The organism is Kitasatospora humi (genome assembly GCF_020907985.1).
Lineage (GTDB): Bacteria > Actinomycetota > Actinomycetes > Streptomycetales > Streptomycetaceae > Kitasatospora > Kitasatospora humi.
In genome coordinates this window covers 125,533-149,689 of record NZ_JAJJPA010000016.1, presented here as the reverse complement: position 1 = coordinate 149,689, position 24,157 = coordinate 125,533, and the positions used below count along the sequence as shown (strand labels likewise).

Here is a 24,157-nt window from a genome sequence, read left to right as displayed (position 1 = left end):
CACCGGCGACCTGCGCCGCCCGGCTTCTCGCGCCGAACCCACCGCAGCAACCCGCAACCGCCGCCGCGCCCCCTGCGCCCGCTGCACCCGGCGCACCGCCCGACCGCCCTGCACCGCCCCGGAGCCCGCAGGCTCCGCAGGCACCGCGGACACCGCAAGCTCTCCGGACGTCCCGAACTCCCCCGCCCCGCCCGCGTTCTCCGCACGAGGCACCGCGTACCGCAGCTCCGGGCCACCGCCCCCGGCCGTCCCGACACCCGGCACCACCGGCCGCGCCACCGCCCGCAGGATCCCCACGGGCGCCGACGGCAGCACCGCGTGCCCGAGGCTCCCGGTCTGCGACGGGTTCTGCCAGGCGGCGAGCCGCGACCGGAACCGGAGCCCGTCGCTGACCCCGTTCATCGTCCGCATGATGGTGGGCGTCATGGGCGCCACCGCACGCCAACCCCCGTCCCCGGCAACGCCGGAGCCCCCCGCACCGCCGACCCCGCTGCCCACCCCGGGCCCTGCGGGCGCTCCACCGCTCGAGCCTCCTCCGCCACTCACCGCACTGCCCGCGCCTGCGCCCGCGCCCGTCTCACCAGACGCGGAGCCGACCGCGGCACCCTCACGGGACGCCGAGCCGACCGCGACACCCTCACCGGACGCCGAGCCGCCCGCGACACCGGCTCCACCGCTCGCCCCGCCCCGAGCCCGACCGAACCGGTCCCGTAGCCACCCCACCCGACTCACCCGCCCTCGTTGACGCGGGTGTTGATCCGCGCGATCTCCCGCACCCACTGCGCCCGCTCGCGGTGGGTCAGGTCGAGAACGGACTCCCGCGGCCAGTGGAAGTGGTAGGCGATGTACGCGACCTCCTCGTAGAGCCGAGTGGCCGCGTACGTCACGATTCCCCCAGGCGCCCACCAGCGAGGTCGACTTCGAACGCCCCGTCGCAGTGCGGGCAGGTGACCGCCGCGCGGGTGTGGCCTTCGCTGTTGATGCGCTGGTAGAAGTCCTGCAGGAACGCCACATCGGTGGCGTACATGCCCTCGACCACGCCGGCGTGGATGTCCGTGACGGTACCCAGCCGGGTGATCACATGACTGAGCAGCACCACGCTCAGGTACGCGGGATTCTCCTTGACCCGCAGGTCGATCTGCGGCATCAGCTCGTCCCGTGCGGTGGCCAGGCGCATGGCGCCGTCCCGGTGCACGACGCCGTCCGCGTCGACGTACCCGCGCGGCAACTCGAACTCGAACTCCGTGTGCAGTGCGGCCGGTCGAGGCCGCACCGGCGGTGGCGCGCTGGACTGCTGCGCGGCCGACGCCGGTGCCTGCTCGAGGAGTTCCTCAAGACCGATCTTCCGCCTCATTCGACGTGGATTTCCTCGAAGACGATGGTCACGGTCTCGGTGGCGGCGGCGGACTCACCGGCGGTGAGGGTGGGCCCCTCCCACCTGCTGGCCCAGGCGTTCATCAGCTGGATCCGCCGCAGGGTGGCGCCGGTGGTGTCCTTGATCTCGATGGTCAGGTTCTGCCGCGCGGCGTTGATGGCACCGTTGTTCAGGGTTTCGTTGATCCACTTGGTGAACGCGGAGCTCTTGTCGAGACCGCGGGTGATGGTCACCTCGCCGGGCAGCCGTGCACCGGGCTGCTTGCGGACGATCAACTTGCCCTGCTGGCTCACCTGCTTGTACTCGACCACGTCCTGGTCGACCGTCAGGTTGCTGACTTCCTTGACGTACTCGACGTTGAACCCGCCGAGCTGGACGCCGAATATGTGTGTGGAGAGCGGATCGCCTTCAGCCATGGCCGCTGCTCACCTCCCGTTGCTAGTGGTGACCACACGGGTCATCCAGTTCCGACCGTGCCGGTCACTTGCTGCTGGAGCCCTTGCCGGATCACTCGTTGACGAGGCTGGTGCTGTCCGAGAACTGCGACAGCCGGAACACCACGAACTCGGCCGGCTTCACCGGAGCGACCCCGATCTCGCAGATGACCTGCCCGAGGTCGATGGACTCCTGCGGGTTGTTGTCGCGGTCGCACTTCACGTAGAAGGCCTCCGCGGCGGACTGGCCGAACAGGGCGCCGCGCCGCCACTCCTCGGTCAGGAACGCGGTGATGTTGCGGCGGATGCTGGACCACAGCCGGTCGTCGTTGGGCTCGAAGACCACCCACTGGGTGCCCAGCAGGATGGACTCCTCCAGGTAGTTGAAGAGCCGTCGCACGTTGAGGTAGCGCCAGGCCGGGTCCGAGGAGAGGGTGCGCGCGCCCCAGATCCGGATGCCGCGCCCGGGAAAGGCGCGCACGCAGTTGACGCCGATCGGGTTCAGCAGGTCCTGTTCGCCCTTGCTGAGGCGCAGTTCCAGGTCGACCGCACCGCGGATCACCTCGTTGGCCGGTGCCTTGTGCACTCCGCGTTCGGCGTCGCTGCGCGCCCACACCCCGGCGATGTGCCCGCTCGGCGGCACCAGCACGTTGTGGCCGCTCGCCGGGTCGAACACCTTGATCCAGGGGTAGTACAGCGTGGCGTAGCGGGAGTCGTAGCCCGCCTCGTCGTTGCGCCAGGTGCGCACCCGCTGGGCGGTCATGCCGGGCGGGGCGTCCAGCACGGCGATCCGGTCGCCCATCTGCTCGCAGTGCGACATCACCGCCAACTGCACCGTCCGCACGCCCTCTTCGTCGATCTCACCGCGCTGGTAGGCGCTCATCAGGTCGGGCACCGCGACCATGGTTATCTCGTCGATCGCCTCCAGGCCCGCGAAGCCGGTGCGGGCCGCGGAGTCGCCCACGTACTCGGCGGGGTCGACCCGGCGGGCACCTCCGGCGGGCGCGGCGGCCGGGGCGGCGGCGGGGAGCGCGACGGTCTGGCTCTGCGGCCGGCTCGGCGCGGTGCCGGCCTGCTCGGTGACCGTGACCAGCTTGGACTCGCGCAGTTGGGTGACGACGTACCCCTTGGTGTTCTTGCGGGTCGAGACGTCATAGGCCTCGACCACCGCGCCGCCCTTGCGGACCACCAGCCGGAACCGGTCCTCCGGGACGTTCTCCCCTTCGGCGTCGGCGATCTCGACGGACACATCGCCGCCCGTACCGGGCAGCGCCGAGATCAGGAACCCGCCGATCGCGGTCGGCGCGGGGGCAGGGGCGGGGGCGGGCGCACCGGTGCCGGCGTTCGCCCGGGCCGGGTCGCCGATCCGCACCACGTAGGCGGCGCCACCACCGTTGGCGAAGAAGCCGTAGACCGCGTGGGGCAGGTAGGTGCCCTCGCTGAACCCCCCGAACTGCCGTACGTACTGGTCCCAGTTGGTCACCAGGGTGGGCTCGTGGAAGGGACCGGTCTCGGTGAATCCGACCAAGGCGGCGACGGCTGTGCCGACGCCCTCGATCGGCCGAGCACCGGATTGGACCTCCTCCACGTACACACCCGGGGTGAGGTACGACGGCATGCTCACTCCTTCTGCTGGCCCGTCATTCGCCTCCCGAGTCTGCTGCCCGGTCGGTCGCCCCCGACATGTCCTCAGGTCCCGGACCAGGGGCAGAGAAGCTGCCCCGGCGGGCACCCCGCGGGTACCCGCCATCAGGCCCGATCAGCCGAACGGCCGCTCCCCGAGGGCGCTCAGCCAGGGTCCGAACTCGCTCTCCAGCACCAGGCGGCCGAGCTTGCGGTACTCCTGCCGCACGGCGGTCAGCAGCTGGACCATGTCCAGCGGGCGGCCGGTTTCGGCGGCCAGGTAGGCGGCGGTCACCGCACAGGCCCGGATGGATCCGCCGGCCAGCTCGAAGTGCCGGGCGCAGAAAGCCAGGTCGAGGTCGTCGCCGCGGGGCACCCGCGGGCCGAGGCAGCGTTCCCAGAGGGCACGCCGCTGTTCCTCGTCGGGCACCGGGAACTCCGCGATCACGTCCAGTCGTCGGGTGAACGCCTCGTCCAGGTTGGCGCGGAGATTGGTGGTCAGCACCGCGATCCCGTCGAAGGACTCCATGCGCTGCAGCAGGTAGGCCGACTCCAGGTTGGCGTGGCGGTCGTGGGCGTCCTTGACCTGCGAGCGCTTCCCGAAGATCGCGTCGGCCTCGTCGAAGAGCAGTACGCCGTTCACCCGGGACGCCTCGGTGAAGATGCGTTCGAGGTTCTTCTCGGTCTCACCGACGTACTTGTCGACGACGGTCGAGAGGTCCACGACGTAGAGGTCCATGCCGAGTTCGGCGGCGACCACCTCGGCCGACATGGTCTTCCCGGTGCCCGATTCGCCCGCGAACAGCGCGATCACTCCGCGTCCTCGTCCGCCACCCGGCCGCATCCGCCACTGGCCCAGCACCCGGTCGCGGTGCTTCACCCGCAGGGCGAGCTCCTTGAGCTGGTCGAGCGTCAGCTCGGGCAGCACCAGGTCGTCCCAGCCGACGGCTGGTTCGATCCGCCGGGCGAGGCGACCGAGGCCCGCGCCGTTCTGCGTGCGCACCGCGGTGCGCAGGTCGTCGGCGCTCACCGGGCGGTGCTCGGCCGCCGCCGTCCTGGCCGCCACGGCGGCGGCCCTGGCCACCTGCTCCTCGTCCAGTTGGTAGGGGGCGACCGCCCCGGCCAGCTCGTCGTCCAACGGCCCGCCCAGGGCGCGGACCCACTGCTCGGTGCGCCGGCCCGGGTCGGGCGGCGGGAGGGTGATCACCACCGGGCTCTCCCGGGCCCAGGACGGATCCCAGGGCCGGCTGCCGTGCACGACCAGTGGCACACCGGCCAGTTCCGCGCAGATCTCGCGCAACTGGCGAGCGCGCTCGGGGCGTTCGAGTTCGAGTGGGTCTAGCGGACCGAGCACCACGCCGCTTGAGCTCAGCCTCGCCTCCCGCGCGAGCACCCGCACCAGGGTGTCGACGGGACGGGCGGCGAGTGCGGTGGCGTCGACGACCAGCGGCGGCCGGCCGAGCCCGGCCAGTGCGTCGACCGCCGTCCGGACGGCACCGCCGCCGCGGTCCAGCAGGTGCACCAGTGCGCTGCCGGTCGCCGCGGCGGCGCGGATCCGGCGGGCCGTTTCACCGGCGGCGCCGGTGCCCTGGCCGTGGTGGGCCAGGCCTAGCAGCGCGCTGTCGGGTTGGTCGTCGCCGAGCAGGTGGGCCGTCACCCGGTCGGGCATCCGCAGGCCCCTGGAGAGCAGCGGGCGCTCCGGATCGGTGATCTCCAGGAGTCCGCCGGTGATCAGCGGGGCCCGCGCGGCGAAGCGGAAGCGACCGGCACCGGCTCCCGGCAGCCCGCACAGCTCCAGCGCGAGGCCGATGGTCGGCCGGCGCAGTGTCAGGTCGTCATTGAGGTAGCCGTAGAGCCGTTCGAACCGGGTGTCGAGGTCGGGGGCCAGGGCCACCAGGAGGAGTTCGAGGTCGACGGGGAGCAGGCCGAAGCCGTCGGCGAGCCGTGCGAGTCGGGATCCGGGCGCGGGCGCCGCCGGTTCGCCGAGGTCCAGGCCCGGGCGGCCCGCGGCGGCCGGCGCGGCGAGCAGCCGCTCCGCCCCCTCCGGGGTGAGGTACTGGCCGCGGTACGGGTCGTCCGGGTCGGGGTCACCGGCCCGGCGCTCGCGCACGGCGGCCCTGACCCGCTGCTCCAGCCGGCGCAGCCGGTCCCACAGCTGGTCCAGGCCCGGGGCCGGCCCGGCGTCGAGGAGGGTCATCGTGCCGCCCCGCCGCGTCGTCGGCGGCCGGGCGGCAGCGGGCGCTCCCGGGGCGCCGCGAACCCGTTCGGGCCGGGATCGGCCGTCTCGCGGTAGCGCAGCCGGCGCTCCCGGTCGGCGCCCTGCGCGGTGTCCGCGGCCCGCACCACCAGCCCCTCGGTGACCGGTGGTCCGGCCGGGCTGCGTTCGCCGGCCAGCGGCGCGCGCACCCGCAGGTCGACCGAGGGCTTCAACTCGCCGCCGAGCGCGGACCACACGTCGGAGACCGACGGCATGCCGTCTCCCTGACCGGCGGTGTCGAGCCCGACGGTGAGCCCCAGCTGGGCGAGGGTCCCGGTGAGCAGCCGGGCGGGCAGCGCGTCCGTCGACGTCAGGCACCGCAGCACCTCGGACAGCAGCCGGTGCTCGTCCTGCGGCCGGTTGGTCCAGGCCGTCACCAGGTAGGCCAGCTCGAACCAGCGGGGCGCGCTGTGCCGGGCCACCACCACACCGTCCCCGTCGTGTTCCTCGACGTCCCCGCCGAGTCGGCGGGCCACGTCCTCGCGGATCCCGTAGAGGAAGACGCTGACCGTCGGGGCGTTGCGCCGCGCGGCCCAGTCCCGGGTGGGCGGGTCGAAGACCACCTCCACTCCGCGTTCGGGCAGACCGCTCTCGGTGAGCAGCAGTCGCAGCGCCTCGTCGACTTCGTGGATCACCGCCGTTGCACCTCCTCCGGTGGGCCGATGGTGCCGGTCACCACCAGGAACGGGCAGGTCACCGGGGAGAAGCCGGGTCCGGCGGCGGTGATGGTGCGCGGACCGAGCTCGTCCTTGGGCAGGATGAGCAGCTGGCCGGCGAAGGTCCCGTCGGCGGCCGGGTAGGTGGGCGCCGCGGCGGCGGTGATGCCGGGCTGCCAGGTGAACCGGACGGGCACGCCCGGTGGGAAGTCCTTGCCGCGCACCGAGGTGACGAAGCCTGGCTTGCCGATCGGCGGCACCGCGACGATCTGCGGCTGCAGGACCTGCAGCGGGGTGCTCGCGGTGTGCGGGCCCGGGCTGGCGTCCGTGCCGGTGGTGGTGAGGGTCGCGGTGATGGTGGTCCGCAGCGCCGCGTTCGGCGACAGCACCACCTGCACCACCTCACTGCCGCCCGGCGTCAGGTCGCCCAACTGGCAGGTGCCGCCGGGGCAGCCGGGTGGCAGCGGCTCGGTGGGGACGCCGGCGGGCAGGCCGAGGTTCAGGGTGAGCCCGGTGGCGAGCGCCTGCCCGCTGTTGTGCACCGTGTAGCTGACCGTCACATGGCCGCCGACGTAGCCGGGATCCGGCTGGGCGCTGATCGACACGCCCGGGCCGGCCGGGGCCGACGGTGCCGGCGGACCCGGCGGTGCCGAGGCGGGCGGTGCCGACGTGGGCGGTGCCGACGTGGGCGGCACCGCGCTGGGTGGTGCCGACGCGGGCGGGGTGAAGGGGGGCACGACCGGAACGACCGTCTGGGCGGCGTTGTCGCCGGGGTCGGAGTCGACCACCGTCCCGGCGAGGGACCAGCCGAGCTGCTGGTCGCCGACCTGGGTGCCGATGACCGTGGCGGTCACCCGCACGCTGGTGCCGGGGGCCAGGGTGCCGAAGTCGCAGCGCAGGGCCGCGGCGTCGCACTGCCCGGTCGAGGCGGTCAGTTCGCCGAGCCGGGCGCCCGCCGGCACCGACGCCGTGAGCACGGTCCCCGGTGAGGGGGCCGGTCCGCGGTTGGTCACGGTGACGGGCACGGTCGTGCTCCCGCCGGTCAGCATCGGGGGCGTGGTGGCCGGCGCACTCAGCGCCAGGTCGACCGACTGCTGGACGGCGGGCTCCTTCTGACGCCCGGGCAGCCGCCAGTCGAGCGCGGTGAGCTTGCCGGTCGCGAAGTCGTAGGTCGACAGCCCTTCCGGCGAGGTGGCCGGCAGTGCCCGTCGGGAGGTCAGCACCAGCCGGCTGCCGTCCGCCGTCCAGGCGGCGTCGCGGGGCTGGAAAGGGCCGGTGTCGGAGGTGTCCGGCATGGGCTGCCGGCAGGCGTCCCGGCCGAGCCCGGCGGGCAGGATCACCGTGCAGCCGGTGCCGTCGACCGAGGTGACGACCATGCCGTTCTGGTCGTTGACCCCGCCGTCGCCGGCCTTGCGGTTGAAGGCGATGCGGCGGCCGTCCGGCGAGATCACGGGACTGTCGTCGATGACGTCGCAGCTGCCCGGACAGGCGGTGGCGCTCAGGTCGGTCTGCTGGTCCAGCGCACCGGCCGGCACGGTGATGATGTGCCGGTTGCCGCCGTTGCCGTCGATCACCTCGGTCCTGGTGAAGGCGATCAGCTTGCCGTCCGGCGACCAGGAGGGCTCGCCCTCGGACGCGCTCGGTTGACCGTCCGGCGGCTCGATGGTGCCGACGATCTCGCCCGTCGACACCCGTGCGATCACGATCCGGCCCGGCCCGGAGGCCGTGCCCACCCCACCGGGCGACGTCCTGGTGAAGGCGATCAGGGTGCCATCCGGGGAGAAGGCCGGGTCGGTGTCCCAGTCGTTCGGGCCGCGCCCGGCGAGGTTCATCGGCTGCGGGTCGGAGCCGTCGGCGCCGGCCAGCCAGATCCGTTCGATCCGGCCGGCGGGCGAGTCCTCGAAGCGGGTCGCCACCAGCCCGCGGCCGTCCGGGGTGTAGCCCTGCCGCTCGAACCACGGGTCGAAGCCCGGATGGGGGTTGAACAGCGGGTCGTCCCCGGGGTTGGTGTCGGTGTCGGCTGCCGGATCCTCGTTGAGCACGCTGATGCCCAGGTCGCGCGGGTCCGTGCCGTCGGCGCGGACGTCCTCCACGTCGGCCGTGTGCAGGGCGGCGGAGCTGGTCTCCTCCACCACTGGGCCGCCGTCGGCCGGGGCCCCCAGCCAGGTCGGCCGCTGCGGTGCCCGGGGGCAGCTGTACAGCAGCTGGGGCGGGGTGCAGGAGCAGGTCGGCGCGCGGTAGAGGTTCAGCGGGGCCGTGGCGGCCGCCGGCCCGGCGCTCTGGGTGCTGGTGGGCGGCCCGGGGCTCATGAAGAGCACTCCGCTGCCGTCGGGCAGCCAGGCGGCCTGCGAGGTCTGCCAGGTCGAGCCGGTGCCGGGGAAGAACGGCTTGTCGCCGCCGGTGGGCGAGGTCAGCGTCAGCTGGGGGCCGACGGTGCCGCCCTGGTCCCAGGTGTAGACGATCTGGTCGCGGTGCGCGGCGTCGTCGATCGGGTTCCAGGTGGGGTCGATCGCGCTGCCGGTGGTCACATGGGTGAGTTGGTGCGATTGGGTGCCGTCGAAGCGGATCAGGAAGACCTGGGTGTGCATCGGGTCGGCGTCGCACGCGTAGGCGATCCACTGGCCGTCGGGCGAGACCGTCGGGGTCGTTTCGTTGGCCCAGGTGTCGGCGATCCTGCGCAGCCCGGAGCCGTCGGAGTTGACCGCCCACAAGTCCCGCTGGAGCGCGCCGCCGCGCCCGCCGGGCTCCAGCGCGTCGAAGACCACGGCCTTTCCGTCGGGGGTCAGCGTCGGGTCGGCGGTGTCCATGCCGGTGGTGAGCTTGTGCACGGCGCCGGCCCGGTCGCGCAGGTAGACCTGCGGCTGCGGCTCGTCCCGCAGGCTGGTGAAGACCAGTTGGTCGCCGCGGGCCGAGGCATCGGTGTCGAAGTGCCTCGGGCCCGGCCCGAAGAGCGGAGCGCTCGTCCCCGCGCCGGTGACCCGGGAGAGGCTGCGGTGGTCCGTACCGGCGAAGACGACCCGGCCGACGTCCGGTGCGGGCGCGGCCGTCGGCCGGACCGGGCCCGCGGCCGGGCCGCCGGAGGCCGTGGCGCCGAGGGTCAGCACGACCGCGACCAGGGCCAGCAGCATGGCCAGGGCCGGCCGGGGGAACCCGCGAGCGCCCAACAGGTGCGATCTCACAGACACTCAACCTCACAGACTGGCACGACCGGTGCTCGTGCCAGTCTCCCCGGCCCGACCGCTCGGGGACAGAGCCCGGATGCCCGAGCCGGGGGTAGTGGCCGGTGTCCCAAAGGGCAGCGGCCGATGGACCGTCAGATCAGGCCGTGGCGCAGGGCGTAGCCCACGGCATGGGCGCGGTTGCGCAGCCCCAGCCGCGTGGTGATCTCGTGCAGCACGTTCTTGACGGTCCGTTCGGAGTAGGAGGTCTGCGCCGCGATCTCGCTGGTGTCGAAGCCGTCGGCGACCAGCCGGAGCATCTCCGCCTCGCGGGACGTCAGTGTGGACAGGCTCAGCCCCCGGGGGTCGAGCAGCGCGCGCTGCAGGTTCCCGACCCGGTCGAGCAGCTTGCCGAGCAGGTCCCCGGGCATCACTCCTTCGCCGTTGGCCAGGGCGGTGACCAGGTGCACCAGCCGGTCCTGGTCGGCGTCCGACCGGCGCAGCACGGCCGCGACGCCGCACTCGATGATGGTCTGCAGCCCGCCGGCCTCGAAGTGGCCGACCACCAGCCCGGTCCGGCTGGAGGTGCTGAGCCGCAGGCCGCGCAGCGTCTCGGCCACCGTCTCGTTCAGCCGGTCCACCACCAGCAGCGCGACCTGCGCCTTCGCTGCCTCGTCGTCCGTGAGCAGCTCCACCTCCGGGCGCTGCCGCAGCTGTTGGACGATGCCGGTGTGCAGCACGATGTCCTCCGCGTACACCGCCACCTGCACCCTGCTCGGCTTGACGCGCAGCTCGGCGGCGACCGAAGGCCCGGGTACCCGCGCCCGGACGATCCGCGGTGCCGCGACAGCCTCATGGGTAGTCTCGATCGACGTCATCTACCGCTCCGTTCTCCTTCTGCGGCGTCAATGGACGTGTACGTGCTGACGGGCCGCCGCGGTTCGGGGCCGTTCTTGGGCAACGCCGGTGTGTGACGGATCAATTCCGGGCAGCTCCCGGTGGTTCGTGCGGGCAAGGCGTGTGCCCGCGACTTGCCCGCCGGTCTCTCTCGCCGGGACGGCCGCCGGCCCTACCGTCGCGGCATGAGCACACGCGCCGAACTCGGCCATCCCGCGCTGACGGTGTCGCCCGGAGGTGTGGCGACGACGACCCTGACGATCCGCAACGAGACGGACATCGTCGAGGCGTACTCGCTGGACGTGGTCGGAGACTGCGCACCCTGGACGACGGTCGAGCCGAACCGGGTCTCGCTCTACCCGGGGACGTCCGGAACGGTGACGGTGCGGCTCGCGCCCGCCCGCTCCCCCGAGGTGCGGGCGGGCGAGTTCCCGCTCGGCATCCGGGTGCTGCCCGCCGAGCGTCCCGAGCTGGTGGCGGTCCCCGAGAGCGTGGTCACCGTCACGCCGTTCCACGAGCTGCGTGCGGCGCTGGCACCCCGGCGCCGCCGCGGCTGGCTCCGGGCCCGCTACCGCCTGTCGGTGCGCAACCTGGGGAACGCGGCCACCACCGCGCTGTTCACTCCGGGACAGGCCGGCGAGGAGCTGCGGCTCGGGGTCGCCCCCGACCGGCTGCGGCTGGAGCCCGGCGAGTCCGCCGAGACCCGACTGCGGGTCCGCACCCGCCGGTTGATCTGGTTCGGCAAGCCCGTCACCAGGGACTTCGAGGTCGCGGTGAGCCGGGAGGGCGCGGCCGACGACCAGGGCGGCGACCAACGGCAGACGCTGGACGGTCAGTTCATCCAACTCTCGATCTTCCCCAAGTGGCTGCTCGCGCTGCTCGCGGCGCTGCTGGCGCTGCTGCTGCTCTGGTTCCTGCTGGTGCGGCCCACCGTGCAGAGCTCCGCCAAGCAGGCCGCCCAGCAGGCGGTCGCCCAGCAGGCCGCCGCGGCCACTGCCGGCCCGACCGCCGCGCCCGCTCCGGCTCCGGCTCCCAGCGGTGGCAGCCCCGGAGGCGGCCGACCGGGAGGCGGCCAGCCGAGCGGGGGCACGGGCGGCAACGGCGGCGGCAACGGCGGCCTCGGCGCCGCCCCGGGCCAGGCCGTCCCGGGGAGCGGCCTGCAGAGCTCCAGCACGGTCGACGTGCAGACCGCCGCCGGCGCCACCAAGACGGGCACCTACCAGGTGCCGCACGGCAAGGTCTTCGGCATCACCGACATCGTCGCCGCCAACTTCCAGGGCGACCAGGGCCTGCTGACCATCAAGTTCGGCAATCAGACGATCACCACCATCGCCTTGGAGACGTTCCGCAACCAGGACTACCACTGGGTGACTCCCATCGTGGTCCCCGAGGACCAAACTGTGACGGCAACCGTGACCTGCCAGCTGCCGGGCACGCCCGCCTCGGGGAAGCAGGCGACCCAGTGTCACGAACTACTCAACGTCAGCGGTGAGCTGAGCGACATCCAGCGCTGACAGCGACCGCGGGTGTGGAGCGCGCAGGGTGGGACTCAAGAATGGAAGTGGTGCACAGGATCTCCTGGACACACCACTCCCCCACCATTCGTGTTCCTACACCATGTCCGTGTCAACAGTTGACGCTTCCACAGTATGCGCCGCCCGACGCGCCCTCAAGGACTCTCCGGTGTGCTCCGGCGCACAGCTGATGTTGTGTCATACAAGTTATATCCACGTCGGTTTGTCGGACCGCCATTGAGCGCCCGGGCAAAGATCAGTGCACGAAAGGGCAGCGGCCCCCGTACCGGGAGGCCGCTGCCCTGAGCGAGTTCGGCACGTGCCTCAGCAGATCCGCGGCAGCTGCTCTCCCAGCGGCAGGTCGACCACTCTGGTACCGCCGAGCCCGGTGCGCGCCACCACCATGCCGGGGTGCGCCTCGACCGCCTCGCCGATCACGGCCGCCTCGGCACCCAGCGGATGGGCACGCATCGCCGCCAGCACCGCCTCGGCGTGCTCGCGCGGGACGAAGGCGACCAGTTTGCCCTCGTTGGCCACGTAGAACGGGTCCAGACCGAGCATGGCACAGGCACCGGCCACCGGTGCCGGTACCGGAACCCGGCGCTCCTGCACGACCACACCGACCCCGGCGGCACCGGCGATCTCGTTGAGTGCCGCGGCCAGGCCGCCGCGGGTCGGGTCGCGCAGCACATGGAGATCGGTGGTGACCGCGAGCATCGCCTCGACCAGGCCGCCGAGCGGCGCGCAGTCGCTCTCCACGCAGGCGCCGAACTCCAGTCCCTCGCGCACGCTCATGATCGCCACCCCGTGCAGGCCGATCGCGCCGCTGACGATCACCACGTCGCCGGGGACGACCCGCTGGGGCCGCAGGTCGACACCGGGCGGCAGCAGACCGATCCCGGCGGTGTTGATGTAGAGCCCGTCGCCGTGCCCGGCCTCCACCACCTTGGTGTCGCCGGTGGCCACCTCGACTCCGGCGGCCCGCGCGGCGGCGCCCAGCGCCTCGGCCAGCCGGCCCAGCACCGACAGCTCCAGCCCCTCCTCCAGGATGAAGCCGCAGGACAGGTAGGCCGCTCGGGCACCGCTCATCGCCAGGTCGTTGACGGTGCCGTTGACGGCGAGGTCGGCGATGCTGCCACCGGGGAAGAAGAGCGGGCGCACCACGAAGGAGTCGGTGGAGAACGCCAGCCGGGCACCGCCGAGTTCCAGCACGGCACTGTCGCCGAGCCCGGCCAGCAGCGGGCCGCCGAACGCGGGCGCGAAGACGTGGTCGACCAGTTCGGCGGACATCACCCCGCCGCCGCCGTGACCCATCACCACGCGGGTCTGGTCGCGCAACGGCAACGGGCAGGTCCAGGCGGTGAGATCGGGCTGTTCGGCCGGCGGCCTCTCGATGGTGTCAGACAACGGGGCTCGCCTCCCCGGCCGCCGCGGCGTTGACGCGGGCCTGCGGAAGCTCCAGCCGGCGGTACAGGTAGTACGCGGCGCAGGCGCCCTCGCTGGAGACCATGGTGGCGCCCAGCGGAGTGCGCGGGGTGCAGATGGTGCCGAAGGCCTCGCACTCGTGCGGCTTCAGCAGGCCCTGCAGGACTTCGCCGGCCCGGCAGGCGGCCGGCTCGCGGGTCTGGATGCCGCCGACCGCGAACCGCTGCTCGGCGTCGAACTCCCGGTAGCGCCCGGAGAGTCGCCAGCCGCTGTCCGGGATCACCCCGATGCCGCGCCAGGACCGGTCGGTGACCTCGAAGACGTCGGCCAGCATCGCCTGCGCCGCGGGGTTGCCCTCCGGACGGACGGCACGGGGGTAGGCGTTCTCCACCGTGTGGGTGCCGGCCTCCAGTTGGCGCACGGCCCGGCGCACGCCCTCCAGGATGTCCAGCGGCTCGAAACCGGTGACCACGATCGGCACCCGGTGCTTCTCGGCGAGTTCGGGGTACTCACCGACCCCCATCACGCTGCACACGTGACCGGCGGCCAGGAAGCCCTGGACCCGGCAGTCGGGGGACCGCATGATGGCCTCGATGGCGGGCGGCACCCGGACGTGCGAGACCAGCATGCTGAAGTTGCGGATGCCCGACTTCCGCGCCTGGTACACCGTCATGGCGTTGGGCGGTGCGGTGGTCTCGAAGCCGATGCCGAAGAAGACCACCTCGCGGTCCGGGTTCTGCTGGGCCAACCGCAGCGCGTCCAGCGGCGAGTAGACCACCCGGACGTCGCCGCCCTCGGCGCGCACCCGGAAGAGGTCGCGGTCGGTTCCGGGCACCCGGAGCATGTCCCCGAAGGAGCAGAAGACCACCTCGGGCCGGCTCGCGATCTCCAACGCCTTGTCGATCACCTCCAACGGGGTGACGCACACCGGGCAGCCCGGGCCGTGAATCAACTCCACCTCGTCAGGCAGGAGTTGATCGATCCCGTGGCGGATGATGGTGTGCGTCTGGCCGCCGCAGACCTCCATCAGCGCCCACGGCCTGGTGACCGTGGCCCGGATGTCGTCGAGCAGCCGCTGGGCCAGCTCGGGGTCCTGGAACTCCTCGATGTACTTCATCGCCGCACCTCTTCCACTCCGGTCTCGGCCCCGCCGGCGGTCCGGCCCATGGCCACGGCCGCCTCCCACGGGTCCCCGAACTCCTCCTGGAGGATGCCGAGTCCGGCGAACAACTCCAGCGTCCGCCGGGCCGACTCCTCGTCCAGCCGCTGCAGCGCGAACCCGACGTGGACGATGGCGTACTCACCCACTTCCAGGTCCGGCAGGTACTCCAGGCACACCTCCTTGATCACACCGCCGAAGTCGACGTCGGCCATCTTGGTGCCGTCCCGTTCTTCGATCCGCAGCACTCTGCCGGGCACCGCAAGGCACATGGGCCTCTCCCTTGTCGTCCGTGGTCTTTCAGTGCTCCGGTGGCACCGGAGCCGCCGCCAGCAGCTGGCCCAGCGCGAGTCCGCCGTCGTTCGGCGGCACCGTCTTGTGGCGCAGTACGGTGAACCCGTCGGCCTGGAGCAGCTCGGCGCACCGGGAGGTCAGCACCGCGTTGGCGAACACCCCTCCACTGAGCGCGACTTGATCCAGGCCGTGGCGCTCGCGGGCGTCGACGCAGACGGCCCGGACCAGCCGGGCCACTGCCTCGTGGAACCGTGCGGCGATCAATTCGGCTGCCGTACCCGCCAGTTGGTCGGCGACCACGGCCGCGATCAGCGGCCCGGGGTCGGCGACCACCGGTTCTCCGGCGCGCAAGGCGAAGGCGTAGCCCGAGGCTGCCGGGACGCGCACCGCCGCGGCCTCCAACTCGACGGCGGCCTGCGCCTCGTAGCCGGCGCGCTGACAGACCCCGGCCAGGGCGGCGACCGCGTCGAACAGCCGTCCCATACTGGAGGTCGGCACGCAGTTCAGGCTGCGATCCAACTGCGCTCTCAACAGCCGGAGTTCGTCGGGCGGACAGGCGCGAACCGCGGGCAGCTCCGGATCCCAGGGCAGGCCGGCCGCCCAGAGGTGGGCCAGCGCCATCCGGTACGGGCGCTCCACCGCCGCATCGCCACCCGGCAGCGGAACGTAGCCGAGGTGCGCGAGCCGCTGGTACCGGTGGTAGCCGGCCAGCATGAACTCGCCACCCCAGACTGCGCCGTCGTCGCCGTAGCCGGTGCCGTCGAAGGCCACGCCGATCACCTGCTCGGCCGCGCCGAGCCCGTTCTCGGCCATCGCGGCCGCGAGGTGCGCGTGGTGGTGCTGCACCAGGCGCAGCGGCCGCTCACCGGCCTGCCGCCTGGCCCAACCGGTGGAGCGGTAGCCGGGGTGGCGGTCGGCCGCCAGCCGCTCGGGCCGCACGGCGGTGATCGACTCCAGTTGCTCCTCGGCCCGGGCGAAGGCCTGCTGGGTGGCGAGATCGTCCATGTCGCCGATGTGGCCGGAGAGCCAGGCCCGGTGCCCCTGGCCGAGGCAGAAGGCGTTCTTGAGGTCCCCGCCCACCGCCAGGGTGGCCGGGACGGGAAAGGGCAGGGTCAGTGGCAGCGGCGCATAGCCGCGGGAGCGGCGCAGCGTGAGCTGCTGCCCGTCGCACACCCGCACCACCGAGTCGTCGCAGGGCACGTGGATCGGCCGGTCGTGGGTGAGCCAGGCGTCGGCCAGCCCGGCGAGGCGTTCCAGCGCTTCGGCGTCGTCGGTGACGATTGGCTCGCCGGAGAGGTTGCCGCTGGTCATCACGAGCAGCCGCGGCGCCGGCGGGTCGCCGGGCAGGCCGAGCAGCAGGTGGTGCAGCGGGGTGTACGGCAGCATCACGCCCAGGTCGGGGCTGCCGGGGGCGACGGCCTCCAGCCGCGTCGACGGGGTGCCGGCTCGCCGCCGCAGCAGCACGATCGGCCGCGCCTTCCCGGTGAGCAGCGCGGTCTCCTCCGGCCCGAGGTGGACCAGCTCGGCGACCTCGGCCAGGTCGGCGGCCATCAGCGCGAACGGCTTGGCACCGCGCGCCTTGCGGTGGCGCAGCCGGGCCACGGCGTCCGGATCGCGGGCGTCGCAGGCCAGGTGGTAGCCGCCCAGCCCCTTGACCGCGAGGATGGCTCCGGCACCCAGCAGGCGCCTGGCTTCGCCGATCGGATCGTCAACGACCGCTTCTCCCAGGGCGGTTAGCAGTCGAAGCCGGGGCCCGCAGTCCGGGCAGGCGATCGGCTGGGCGTGGAAGCGCCGGTCAGCCGGATCGGCGTACTCGCGGGCGCATGCCTCGCACATCGGGAATCCGGCCATCGTGGTCATCGCCCGGTCGTAGGGCAGGCCGGTGACGATGGTGAAGCGCGGACCGCAGTGCGTGCAGGTGATGAACGGGTGCCGGTGGCGCCGGTCGGCCGGGTCTCGGAGCTCGGCCAGGCAGTCGGCGCAGGTCGCGGTGTCGGGTGCCACCAGGGTGCGGGCCTGCCCGGCGTGCTCCGAGGCGAGGATCGCGAAACCCGCGCCGCCGCGCGGCGGCAGGGTCTCGTAGTGGACGGTGTCGACCACCGCGAGCGGCGGCGCCTGGTCGGCGAGCAGGGCGCAGAACCGGCCCAGGACCTCGGGTGGTCCCTCGACCTCGGCGAGCACGCCCTCGCCGGTGTTCTCGACCTGTCCGGCCAGGCCCAGGCCGGTGGCGAGGCTGTAGACGAAGGGCCGGAAGCCGACGCCCTGCACCACCCCCTGGACGGTGACCCGGCGGCGTTCCACCGTCGCCGCGGCGGTGGGCCGAACGGCCGTCACCTCAGCGGCGCCGGGGCGGGGTGCGGGTGGGCGGCGTGGTGCTCGTGCGGCCCGTGGCTGCCGGCCGATTCGGCGGGGTGCGGGTGACCGTGGTGCTCGTGCGGCCCGTGGCTGCCGGCCGGTTCGGCGGGGTGCGGGTGACCGTGGTGCTCGTGCGGCCCGTGGCTGCCGGCCGGTTCACCGGGGTGGGTGGTGCGGGCCAGCGCCGGCAGGTGCACCTCGCCTCCCGCGTGCACCGCGAGTGCGCGCTCCAGCAGCAGGCCGCCGCCCGCACCGGTCCGGGCGGCGGTCAGCAGGACCTCCACCCCCGGGTTGATCTGCTGCACATTGGCCCGGAAGGCGGCCTCGTCGAAGCCGACCGCCTCGGCGATGTCGGTCTTGGTGACCACCACCAGGTTGGCCAGCCCGAACGCGGTCGGGTACTTCAGTGGCTTGTCCTCGCCCTCGGTCACCGAGGCGAGCGCCACCCGCAGCGACTCACCGAGTTGGTAGGAGGCCGGGCAGACCAGGTTGCCGACGTTCTCCACGAAGAGCAGCGCGGTGCCGTCGGGCAGCCAGCCGTCCAGGTGGCCGGCCAGCATCTCGGCTTCCAGGTGGCAGAGCCCGTCGGTCAGCACCTGCTTGACGGGCGCGCCGGAGCGGGCCAGGCGCTGGGCGTCGTTCTCGGTGGCGAGGTCGGCGGTGAGGGCCGCCACTTTGATGCCGCGCTGCCGGGCCGCCGTCAACTCGGCTTCCAGTAGGGCCGTTTTGCCGCTCCCCGGGCTGGAGAGCAGATTGACGACCGTGGTGCCGCGGGCCGCCAGCCGGTCGCGCAACCGCCGCGCGGCGATGTCGTTCTTGGCGAGGACAGCCTGCTGCAGGTCGACCACACGGCACATGGTTCAGCGCTCCTGGAGGGCGGGCTCGGGGGTGTCGGTGGGTGCGGCGCCGTCCTCCCACCGCACGCTGACGATCTGCAGCTCGCGGCCGGCGAGCAGTTCGGCGGTGGGCGTGCCGCACTGCGGGCAGCTCAGGCTCGGCGGCAGGCCGACCGGCCAGTCGCGGGCGCAGGGGGCGCACCGGGCCCGCCCCGGCACCGCTTCGATGGCAAGCTCGCAGTCGGCGAGGACGGTGTCGGCGCAGGCGAGGTGGAAGCAGAAGTCGAGCGCCCCCGGCACCACGCCGGCCAGTTCACCGACCTGGAGCAGCACCGACCGGACGGCGGTGGCGCCGGCCGCCAGGGCGGCCTCCTCCACCTGGCCGACGACGGCCATGGCGATCGACATCTCGTGCATCGTGCCCTTCCCGCGCGGCCGGCTGCTCCAGGGGCCGCGCGGGAACCATTACAGGACTCCAGGACGGTCGCCGCGCGGCTGCCGCGCCGCACCGTAGCCCGTTCGTACCAGGCGGCGCCCCGTTCCTGACGCCCCGTCACATGGCGCGGATCCGCAGGTAGCGTTTCACCTCCGGCGCCAGCTGGACGGCGGCCCAGGCCAGACCGGCCACGATCAGCGCCTTGAGCGTGCACTTCATCATCGGTTCTCCTCCTCTCAACCGTCGGCGGCCGCACCGGTCGCGAGCTGGGTAGGCGGGGTTGCGGCCGCGTCGGGCGCGAGCAGCCGGTGGACCAGCTCGACGGCGCCCGGCACCGCCGCCGCGACCGGCGCGCTGAGCCCCAGGCCTTCGTCGAGGCAGGCCGGTTCGCAACCGACCACCACGATGCGCCTCGGCGGCGCGGTGCCGGTGCCCGCGCACAATGAGGCGATCAACCCCAGCACCGCGTCCGGGGTCATCCGGTGGCCGTCCAGCACGGCCGCGTACGGCCCGACGGCGGCGCTGCCGTCCGGCTCGATCAGGTAGAGCGTGCCGGGCTCGCCGCGCCGGGCGGTCGCGTCGACCAGGACGAGCGTGTCGTAGCCGTCCAGCAGTTGGTAGGCGAGGTGCACTCCGCGGACTCCGATGTCCGCCACCTCCACGTGCTCGGGCAGCGGTTCGGCCGCCAGCCGGCGGACCACCTCGACGCCGAAGCCGTCGTCGCCGAGGAAGATGTTCCCGACCCCGGCGATCAGGATCCTTGCCGCCCCGGTCATGTCTCCACCACCGGGGCCACCTCGTCCGGCTGGAAGTAGAGGAAGCGGCCCTGTTCGCGGCGGATGTCCGCGCCGGGGTCGCCGTCGACGGTGACGGCCAGGTGCACGCCGCCGTCCACGTCGTGCAGCACGGCCTCGACCAGGGCGCTGCGGCCCTGCAGGAAGAGGTCCTGGGCGTCGGTGCGCCGCTGACCGGGCCGCAGCAGCACCCGGCTGCCCGCTCCGATCGCCTGGCCGTCCACCAGCACGGTGTCCCGCTGCGGGTCGACGCCGGCGTCGGCTTCCGGGTCCCACCAGGGAGTGTCGGGTGAGAGCAGCCGCTCCAGCGCGCCCTCCGGGTCGGCTGCCGCCGCCGGCTCGGTGGTCTCGCGCAGCGAGCGGACCGCTCCGTGCAGGCGCTCCATCACCTGGGGAGGCAGGGTGTCGGCGAGTTCGATCACCGCGGCGGCGCGGGCGTCGGTGCCCCGGGCCTCGCGCTTCTCCCGGTCGGTCAGCGCCGCGGTGCGCAGGGTGAGGATCTCGTCGATCTCCAGCGCATCGTAGAGCACGCCGGGGCTCTCCGGGGCGATCGCCGCGTGGTCCTCCAGGATGATCGGGGCGGAGAGCAGCAGGTCGTCACTGCCCGGCTCGCCGGCCAGCACCGGCCAGGTGTGGGCGTTGGCGCAGTCGGCGGTGGCGGGCCTGGCCCACTCGGGCGGGTCGGTGGGTGACAGGAACCGGCCGCGGTCCAGGCCGAGCAGCAGATGGGCGCAGACCAGTGAGCGCGGCAGGGCCGCTTCCCGGTCGGCGTCCGGATCCGGTTGCCAGGCCGCGGTGTTGGCCACTTCGACGGTCAACTTCCGCACGCCGTAGGGACCGGGGAGTTCCACGCAGCTGATCCGCAGTTCGCCGGTCAGTTCGGCGCGGCGGCGGACCAGTCGCCCGACCGGCCGGCCGTCCCCGTCCAGGACCTCCTCCGTCTCCTCCCCGGCGGGCCGGGAGAACGGCAGGATCCGCGGCTGATCGGCCAGGTCGGCGACCGGCAGGGCGACTTGGACGTGCTCCTCGACTCCCTCGTCCCAGGGTGTCAACACCCGGTCGGGCAGCTCCAGTTCGTCCACCGTCGTGAACTCGCCGGAGGATTCGGCGCGTTGCACCGTGCGCCGCTGGGCGCGCAGGAACCGCAGCTCCGCGAAGAGCATGGCGTCACCGCAGGGCTCCAGCAGGCACTCGGTGCGCTGGCTGCTGTGCTCGCCGTGCCCGATTCCCCAGTTGGGCGGTGCGAGCACTCCGAATTGCCAGCGCAGCCGGTTCTTCGCGGCGGAGGCCCGGTACGGGTAGAGCACGTACCCCTCGAAGAGCACAGCGTCGGCCAGCTGCCGGACGGCGGCGAACCGGGCCTCGATCTGCGGGGTGAGCATGGAGGCGGTCATCGTAGGGCTCCTTGGGCCGCGTCGGCGTCGGTGAGCAGCTGCCGGACCGTCGACTCCCAGCCGGGCAGCGCCTGCCGGGAGCGGTAGGCCAGCAGGTCGTCCATGGTGGCCCGGGGCAGCCGCAGCCAGCCGCAGCCGGGGAAGTGCTGGTCGATCATCTCGCGCCAGACCGCGACCGGCACCGCGCAGCGCGTTTCCAGGTCCCAGGGCACCGGCTCGATCCGGTAGCCGCCCGCACCGGTGAACGCGGTGCCGGAGAAGAGCAGCAGCAGTGGCAGCTCGCCCCGGCGCAGCGCGTCGAAGTACCGGGTGGCGGCGATGTCCAGGTCGTAGCTGCACGGCACCACCAGGTCCGCCTCGCCCTCCCCGGTGAACCCGGGGACCATCAGCGCGATGTCGGCGAACCTCAGCGGCTTCAGCGTGGTGGCCCAGCGCGACCGGTCGCCGAACAGGTCGGCGAGGCCGGCTTCCTCGTCCTCCCGGTAGCCGCGGCGGGCCGGTTCGATCCGCAGCTGGCAGCGCAAGGCCATCGCGTGGACCCGGGCCTGCGGCTCGGCGGTGATCCGAAGCCGGAACACCAGGGTCGGTCCGGCGGCATAGCGGTCGGCCCGGACTCCGGTGCAGCGGAAACCGAACTGCGTCATGCCACCTCCTCCAGCACCTTGGCCCGGGCGGCGACGTGGCCGAAGAAGTCGGCCAGCTCGGCCTGGGCCCGCGCGCCTCCGTCGAATCCCTTCCAGTGCAGGCGCATTCGTCCAACCAGCTGGTAGCAGACGTCGATCGGCACCAGGTGGCAGGAGATGCCGTCGCGGGTGCGGCGCAGCAGCAGGGCCTCCACGTCCGGCTCCAGCAGGCCGGCCAGCCTGGTCCCGGCCAGCACCGCCTGCCAGGTGTCCGGGTCGAGCTCGCTCTCGGTGGCCCCGGCCGGACCCGGGTAGAGCGCGACCAGCCGGTCCAGGCTGCTGTTGCGGAAGAAGAAGGCCACGCCGACCGGGATCTGCAGCCGCTCCCAGCTCACCTCAAGTCGGCTGTCCGTCAGGTAGCGGTCGGGCACCAACCGGTAGCGGCCGTGCCGCGTGCCGGACTGCTCGAAGAGCAGGCCACACGGGGTGCAGGCGCAGGCCAGCGAGCGCCGCTCGGTGTCGACCAGGTGGCGGTGTCCGTGCTCGGCCAGCACGGCGGCGCACAGCCCGCAGCGCTCCGGCTCGGGCGCGCGGGGCGCCAGGAAGCGGCGCAGCCCGGCCGTCATGAGCCACTGCCCGGCGGGCGGGTGCCGATCTGCAGGAGCGCTGGTGGCTCGGCCGCCAGATCCACCGCCGTCACCTCCGGTGCCAGGCCGGCCAGTGCGGCCAGCGCCGCCTCGCGGGTGGCATCCGCGGTGCTGCCGCAACCGCAACCACCACCGCCGGCGCGGATCCGCAGGGTGCCCCCGTCGAACCCCAGCACCTCGACGCCCTGGCCGGCCAGCGCCCGGGCGATCCGGGCGGGCAGCTCCTCCGGGTGCAGGTCGTGCAGGGCGAGCAGGTGCGCCACCAGCTCGTCGTCCACCAGGGTGCGGCTCACCGTGGCGGCGCCGACCAGTTGAACGATCCTGGCCAGTCCGGCACCGTAGAACTCCATGAGCGCGCGCACCAGTTGATCGCCGACTGCGGACACCTCCGGGTCGCCGGACAGCCGGTCCAGCAAGTCCTCGATCCGTCGCGCGGTCCGTACCGGGTCCACCCGGGCCTGGACGGGGGCGCTCATCCGCCCAGCCCGCTCAGGCCGGTGGGCACGTGCTCGGCCCGCACGGTGCGGCCCTGGCCCAGGTACATGTGGACCCCGCAGGGCAGGCAGGGGTCGAAGCTGCGCACGGCCCGCATGATGTCGATGCCCTTGAAGTTCTCCGGGGTGTTCTCCTCGAAGATCGGGGTGTTCTGCACGGCGTCCTCGTAGGGGCCCGGGGTGCCGAGGGTGTCGCGGGTGCTGGCGTTCCACGGGGTCGGCGGGTACGGGTGGTAGTTGGCGATCTTGCCGCCGCGGATCACCAGGTGGTGCGAGAGCACGCCGCGGACCGCCTCGGTGAAGCCGACGCCCAGACCCTCCTCGGGGACCTCGAACTTTTCCCAGGTGCGGGTCCGTCCGGCCCGAACCTCGGCCAGCCCCTTCTCGGCGAAGTGCAGTGCGGCGGCGGCCGTGTAGGCCTGGAAGTAGGTGCGGGCCCGGTTGCGCTCCAGCGCGTTGCTCCACTGCGGGATCTTCCACTCGAAGGTGGTCTCCGGCTTGGTGAGCGTCTTGGGCAGGTTGATGACCACGCTGTGGCCGGTCGCCTTGACGTAGCCGATGTCCACCAGGCCGGAGAGCGCGGTCGACCAGAGCCGGGCGATCGGGCCGCCGCCGGTGTCCAGCGGCAGGTGGTCCTTGCCGTCGAACCAGCGCGGCGACATCACCCAGCTGTACTTGTCGTCGAAGTTCCGCTTCTGCGGGGCCGGGATGGTGTGCTGGTTCCACGGGTGGCGCGGGTCGACCGGGTTGCCGAGCGGGTCGTGGGTGACGAACTGCTCCTTGCCCTCCCAGTCCTGGTAGTAGGAGCTGCCGAGCAGGATCCGGATGCCCAGGTTGATCCGGGTGAGGTCGTTGGTGACCAGCTTGCCGTCCACCACCACGCCGGGGGTGACGAACATCCGCCGGCCCCAGTCGGTCATGTTGCGGTAGGTGAAGTCGCAGTACTCGGGGTCGTTGAGGGCCCCCCAGCAGCCGAGCAGCACCCGCCGGCGGCCGACCTCCTCGTAGCCGGGCAGGGCCTGGTAGAAGAAGTCGAACAGGTCGTCGTGGAGCGGCACCACCCGCTTCATGAACTCGACGTAGCGCATCAGCCGGCTCAGGTAGTCCGTGAAGAGCTGCACCGAGGCGATGGTGCCGGTGCCGCCGGGGTAGAGCGTGGAGGGGTGCACGTGGCGGCCCTCCATCAGGCAGAACATCTCCCGGGTGTAGCGGCTGACCTGCAGCGCCTCCCGGTAGAACTCGCCCTCCAGGGGGTTGAGCGAGCGCATGATGTCGGCGATGGTCTTGTATCCGTGGTCGCCGGCGTGCGGGGCCGGGGTGCGCTCGGCGAGCTCCAGGACGCCGGGGTTGGTCTCCTTGACCATCCGCTCGCAGTAGTCCACCCCGACCAGGTTCTCCTGGAAGATGTTGTGGTCGAACATGAACTCGGCCGCCTCGCCGAGGTTGATCAGCCACTCGCCGAGGTTCGGCGGCTTCACGCCGTACGCCATGTTCTGCGCGTACACCGAGCAGGTGGCGTGGTTGTCACCGCAGATGCCGCAGATCCGGCTGGTGATGAAGTGCGCGTCGCGCGGGTCCTTGCCGCGCATGAAGACGCTGTACCCCCGGAAGACCGACGAGGTGCTGTAGCACTCGGCAACCCGCTTCTGCTTGAAGTCGATCTTCGTGTGGATGCCGAGGCTGCCCACGATCCGGGTGATCGGATCCCAGGACATCTCCACCAGGCCGCTGCCGTTTCCGGCCGCCTTCGTCGTCGGTGCCATCGTGTCTGCCGTGCCCTTTCCTC

General features: G+C 72.8%; 22 protein-coding genes and 1 pseudogene. 1 reads left to right on the top strand and 22 read right to left on the bottom strand.

Annotated features, from left to right (window positions below):
* The 9 genes and pseudogenes from LN042_RS17810 to LN042_RS17770 form a co-directional block, all read right to left on the bottom strand.
* Positions 1-426 (bottom strand): annotated as a pseudogene (locus LN042_RS17810) (hypothetical protein); the annotation flags it as partial.
* Positions 427-728: 302 nt separating this feature from the next.
* Positions 729-887 (bottom strand): DUF6760 family protein, encoded by a 159-nt coding sequence (locus LN042_RS17805; protein ID WP_180356310.1) that lies wholly within the window; start codon positions 885-887, stop codon positions 729-731.
* Complete coding sequence (locus LN042_RS17800) at positions 884-1,354, bottom strand: hypothetical protein (RefSeq protein WP_230052221.1); 471 nt, start codon at positions 1,352-1,354, stop codon at positions 884-886. Before LN042_RS17800 ends, LN042_RS17805 begins: the two co-directional genes overlap by 4 nt.
* Entirely contained in the window at positions 1,351-1,791 is a 441-nt protein-coding gene (locus tag LN042_RS17795) for a phage tail protein (RefSeq protein WP_230052220.1), read from the bottom strand. The genes LN042_RS17800 and LN042_RS17795 overlap by 4 nt, the downstream gene beginning before the upstream one ends.
* A gap of 91 nt (positions 1,792-1,882) precedes the next feature.
* Positions 1,883-3,427, bottom strand: a complete 1,545-nt coding sequence (locus LN042_RS17790; protein ID WP_230052219.1) for a phage tail sheath family protein — start codon at positions 3,425-3,427, stop codon at positions 1,883-1,885.
* 141 nt (positions 3,428-3,568) lie between these two features.
* Positions 3,569-5,629, bottom strand: a complete 2,061-nt coding sequence (locus LN042_RS17785; protein WP_230052218.1) for an ATP-binding protein — start codon at positions 5,627-5,629, stop codon at positions 3,569-3,571.
* Positions 5,626-6,324, bottom strand: a complete 699-nt coding sequence (locus tag LN042_RS17780) for a Pvc16 family protein (RefSeq protein ID WP_230052217.1) — start codon at positions 6,322-6,324, stop codon at positions 5,626-5,628. The genes LN042_RS17785 and LN042_RS17780 overlap by 4 nt, the downstream gene beginning before the upstream one ends.
* Positions 6,321-9,473, bottom strand: a complete 3,153-nt coding sequence (locus LN042_RS17775) for a DUF11 domain-containing protein (protein ID WP_230052234.1) — start codon at positions 9,471-9,473, stop codon at positions 6,321-6,323. Before LN042_RS17775 ends, LN042_RS17780 begins: the two co-directional genes overlap by 4 nt.
* Before the next feature lie 185 nt (positions 9,474-9,658).
* Complete coding sequence (locus tag LN042_RS17770; RefSeq protein WP_230052216.1) at positions 9,659-10,381, bottom strand: helix-turn-helix transcriptional regulator; 723 nt, start codon at positions 10,379-10,381, stop codon at positions 9,659-9,661.
* A 204-nt stretch (positions 10,382-10,585) separates the two neighbouring features.
* Here LN042_RS17770 and LN042_RS17765 point away from each other — a divergent pair, with 204 nt between their 5' ends.
* Positions 10,586-11,914: a COG1470 family protein gene (locus tag LN042_RS17765; RefSeq protein ID WP_230052215.1), complete on the top strand. Its 1,329-nt coding sequence runs from the start codon at positions 10,586-10,588 to the stop codon at positions 11,912-11,914.
* A 324-nt stretch (positions 11,915-12,238) separates the two neighbouring features.
* Here LN042_RS17765 and hypE read toward each other — a convergent pair whose 3' ends face one another.
* The 13 genes from hypE to LN042_RS17705 all read right to left on the bottom strand — a co-directional run bounded on the left by hypE (position 12,239) and on the right by LN042_RS17705 (position 24,134).
* The gene (hypE, locus tag LN042_RS17760; protein ID WP_230052233.1) at positions 12,239-13,228 is read right to left on the bottom strand and encodes a hydrogenase expression/formation protein HypE; all 990 of its coding nucleotides are present in this window, start codon (positions 13,226-13,228) and stop codon (positions 12,239-12,241) included.
* Between the two features lie 85 nt (positions 13,229-13,313).
* A complete protein-coding gene (gene hypD / locus LN042_RS17755) occupies positions 13,314-14,456 on the bottom strand; it encodes a hydrogenase formation protein HypD (RefSeq protein ID WP_230052214.1) in 1,143 nt (380 codons plus the stop codon).
* The gene (locus tag LN042_RS17750) at positions 14,453-14,770 is read right to left on the bottom strand and encodes a HypC/HybG/HupF family hydrogenase formation chaperone (protein ID WP_230052213.1); all 318 of its coding nucleotides are present in this window, start codon (positions 14,768-14,770) and stop codon (positions 14,453-14,455) included. The genes hypD and LN042_RS17750 overlap by 4 nt, the downstream gene beginning before the upstream one ends.
* A gap of 28 nt (positions 14,771-14,798) precedes the next feature.
* Positions 14,799-17,126, bottom strand: a complete 2,328-nt coding sequence (gene hypF / locus LN042_RS17745; protein ID WP_230052212.1) for a carbamoyltransferase HypF — start codon at positions 17,124-17,126, stop codon at positions 14,799-14,801.
* Complete coding sequence (hypB, locus tag LN042_RS17740; protein WP_230052211.1) at positions 17,123-18,004, bottom strand: hydrogenase nickel incorporation protein HypB; 882 nt, start codon at positions 18,002-18,004, stop codon at positions 17,123-17,125. The genes hypF and hypB overlap by 4 nt, the downstream gene beginning before the upstream one ends.
* A 3-nt stretch (positions 18,005-18,007) precedes the next feature.
* Complete coding sequence (locus LN042_RS17735; protein WP_230052210.1) at positions 18,008-18,400, bottom strand: hydrogenase maturation nickel metallochaperone HypA/HybF; 393 nt, start codon at positions 18,398-18,400, stop codon at positions 18,008-18,010.
* A 136-nt stretch (positions 18,401-18,536) separates the two neighbouring features.
* The gene (locus LN042_RS38040; RefSeq protein WP_372495761.1) at positions 18,537-18,641 is read right to left on the bottom strand and encodes a DUF6893 family small protein; all 105 of its coding nucleotides are present in this window, start codon (positions 18,639-18,641) and stop codon (positions 18,537-18,539) included.
* 14 nt (positions 18,642-18,655) lie between these two features.
* Positions 18,656-19,195, bottom strand: a complete 540-nt coding sequence (locus tag LN042_RS17730; RefSeq protein ID WP_230052209.1) for a hydrogenase maturation protease — start codon at positions 19,193-19,195, stop codon at positions 18,656-18,658.
* The gene (locus tag LN042_RS17725; RefSeq protein ID WP_230052208.1) at positions 19,192-20,607 is read right to left on the bottom strand and encodes a hypothetical protein; all 1,416 of its coding nucleotides are present in this window, start codon (positions 20,605-20,607) and stop codon (positions 19,192-19,194) included. Before LN042_RS17725 ends, LN042_RS17730 begins: the two co-directional genes overlap by 4 nt.
* Positions 20,604-21,251 (bottom strand): DUF6084 family protein, encoded by a 648-nt coding sequence (locus tag LN042_RS17720; protein WP_230052207.1) that lies wholly within the window; start codon positions 21,249-21,251, stop codon positions 20,604-20,606. Before LN042_RS17720 ends, LN042_RS17725 begins: the two co-directional genes overlap by 4 nt.
* The gene (locus LN042_RS17715) at positions 21,248-21,856 is read right to left on the bottom strand and encodes a DUF5947 family protein (protein ID WP_230052206.1); all 609 of its coding nucleotides are present in this window, start codon (positions 21,854-21,856) and stop codon (positions 21,248-21,250) included. The genes LN042_RS17720 and LN042_RS17715 overlap by 4 nt, the downstream gene beginning before the upstream one ends.
* Positions 21,853-22,353: a NifU-related iron-sulfur-binding protein gene (locus tag LN042_RS17710; RefSeq protein WP_230052205.1), complete on the bottom strand. Its 501-nt coding sequence runs from the start codon at positions 22,351-22,353 to the stop codon at positions 21,853-21,855. Before LN042_RS17710 ends, LN042_RS17715 begins: the two co-directional genes overlap by 4 nt.
* Positions 22,350-24,134: a nickel-dependent hydrogenase large subunit gene (locus tag LN042_RS17705; RefSeq protein ID WP_230052204.1), complete on the bottom strand. Its 1,785-nt coding sequence runs from the start codon at positions 24,132-24,134 to the stop codon at positions 22,350-22,352. Before LN042_RS17705 ends, LN042_RS17710 begins: the two co-directional genes overlap by 4 nt.
* Positions 24,135-24,157: the final 23 nt, after the last annotated feature.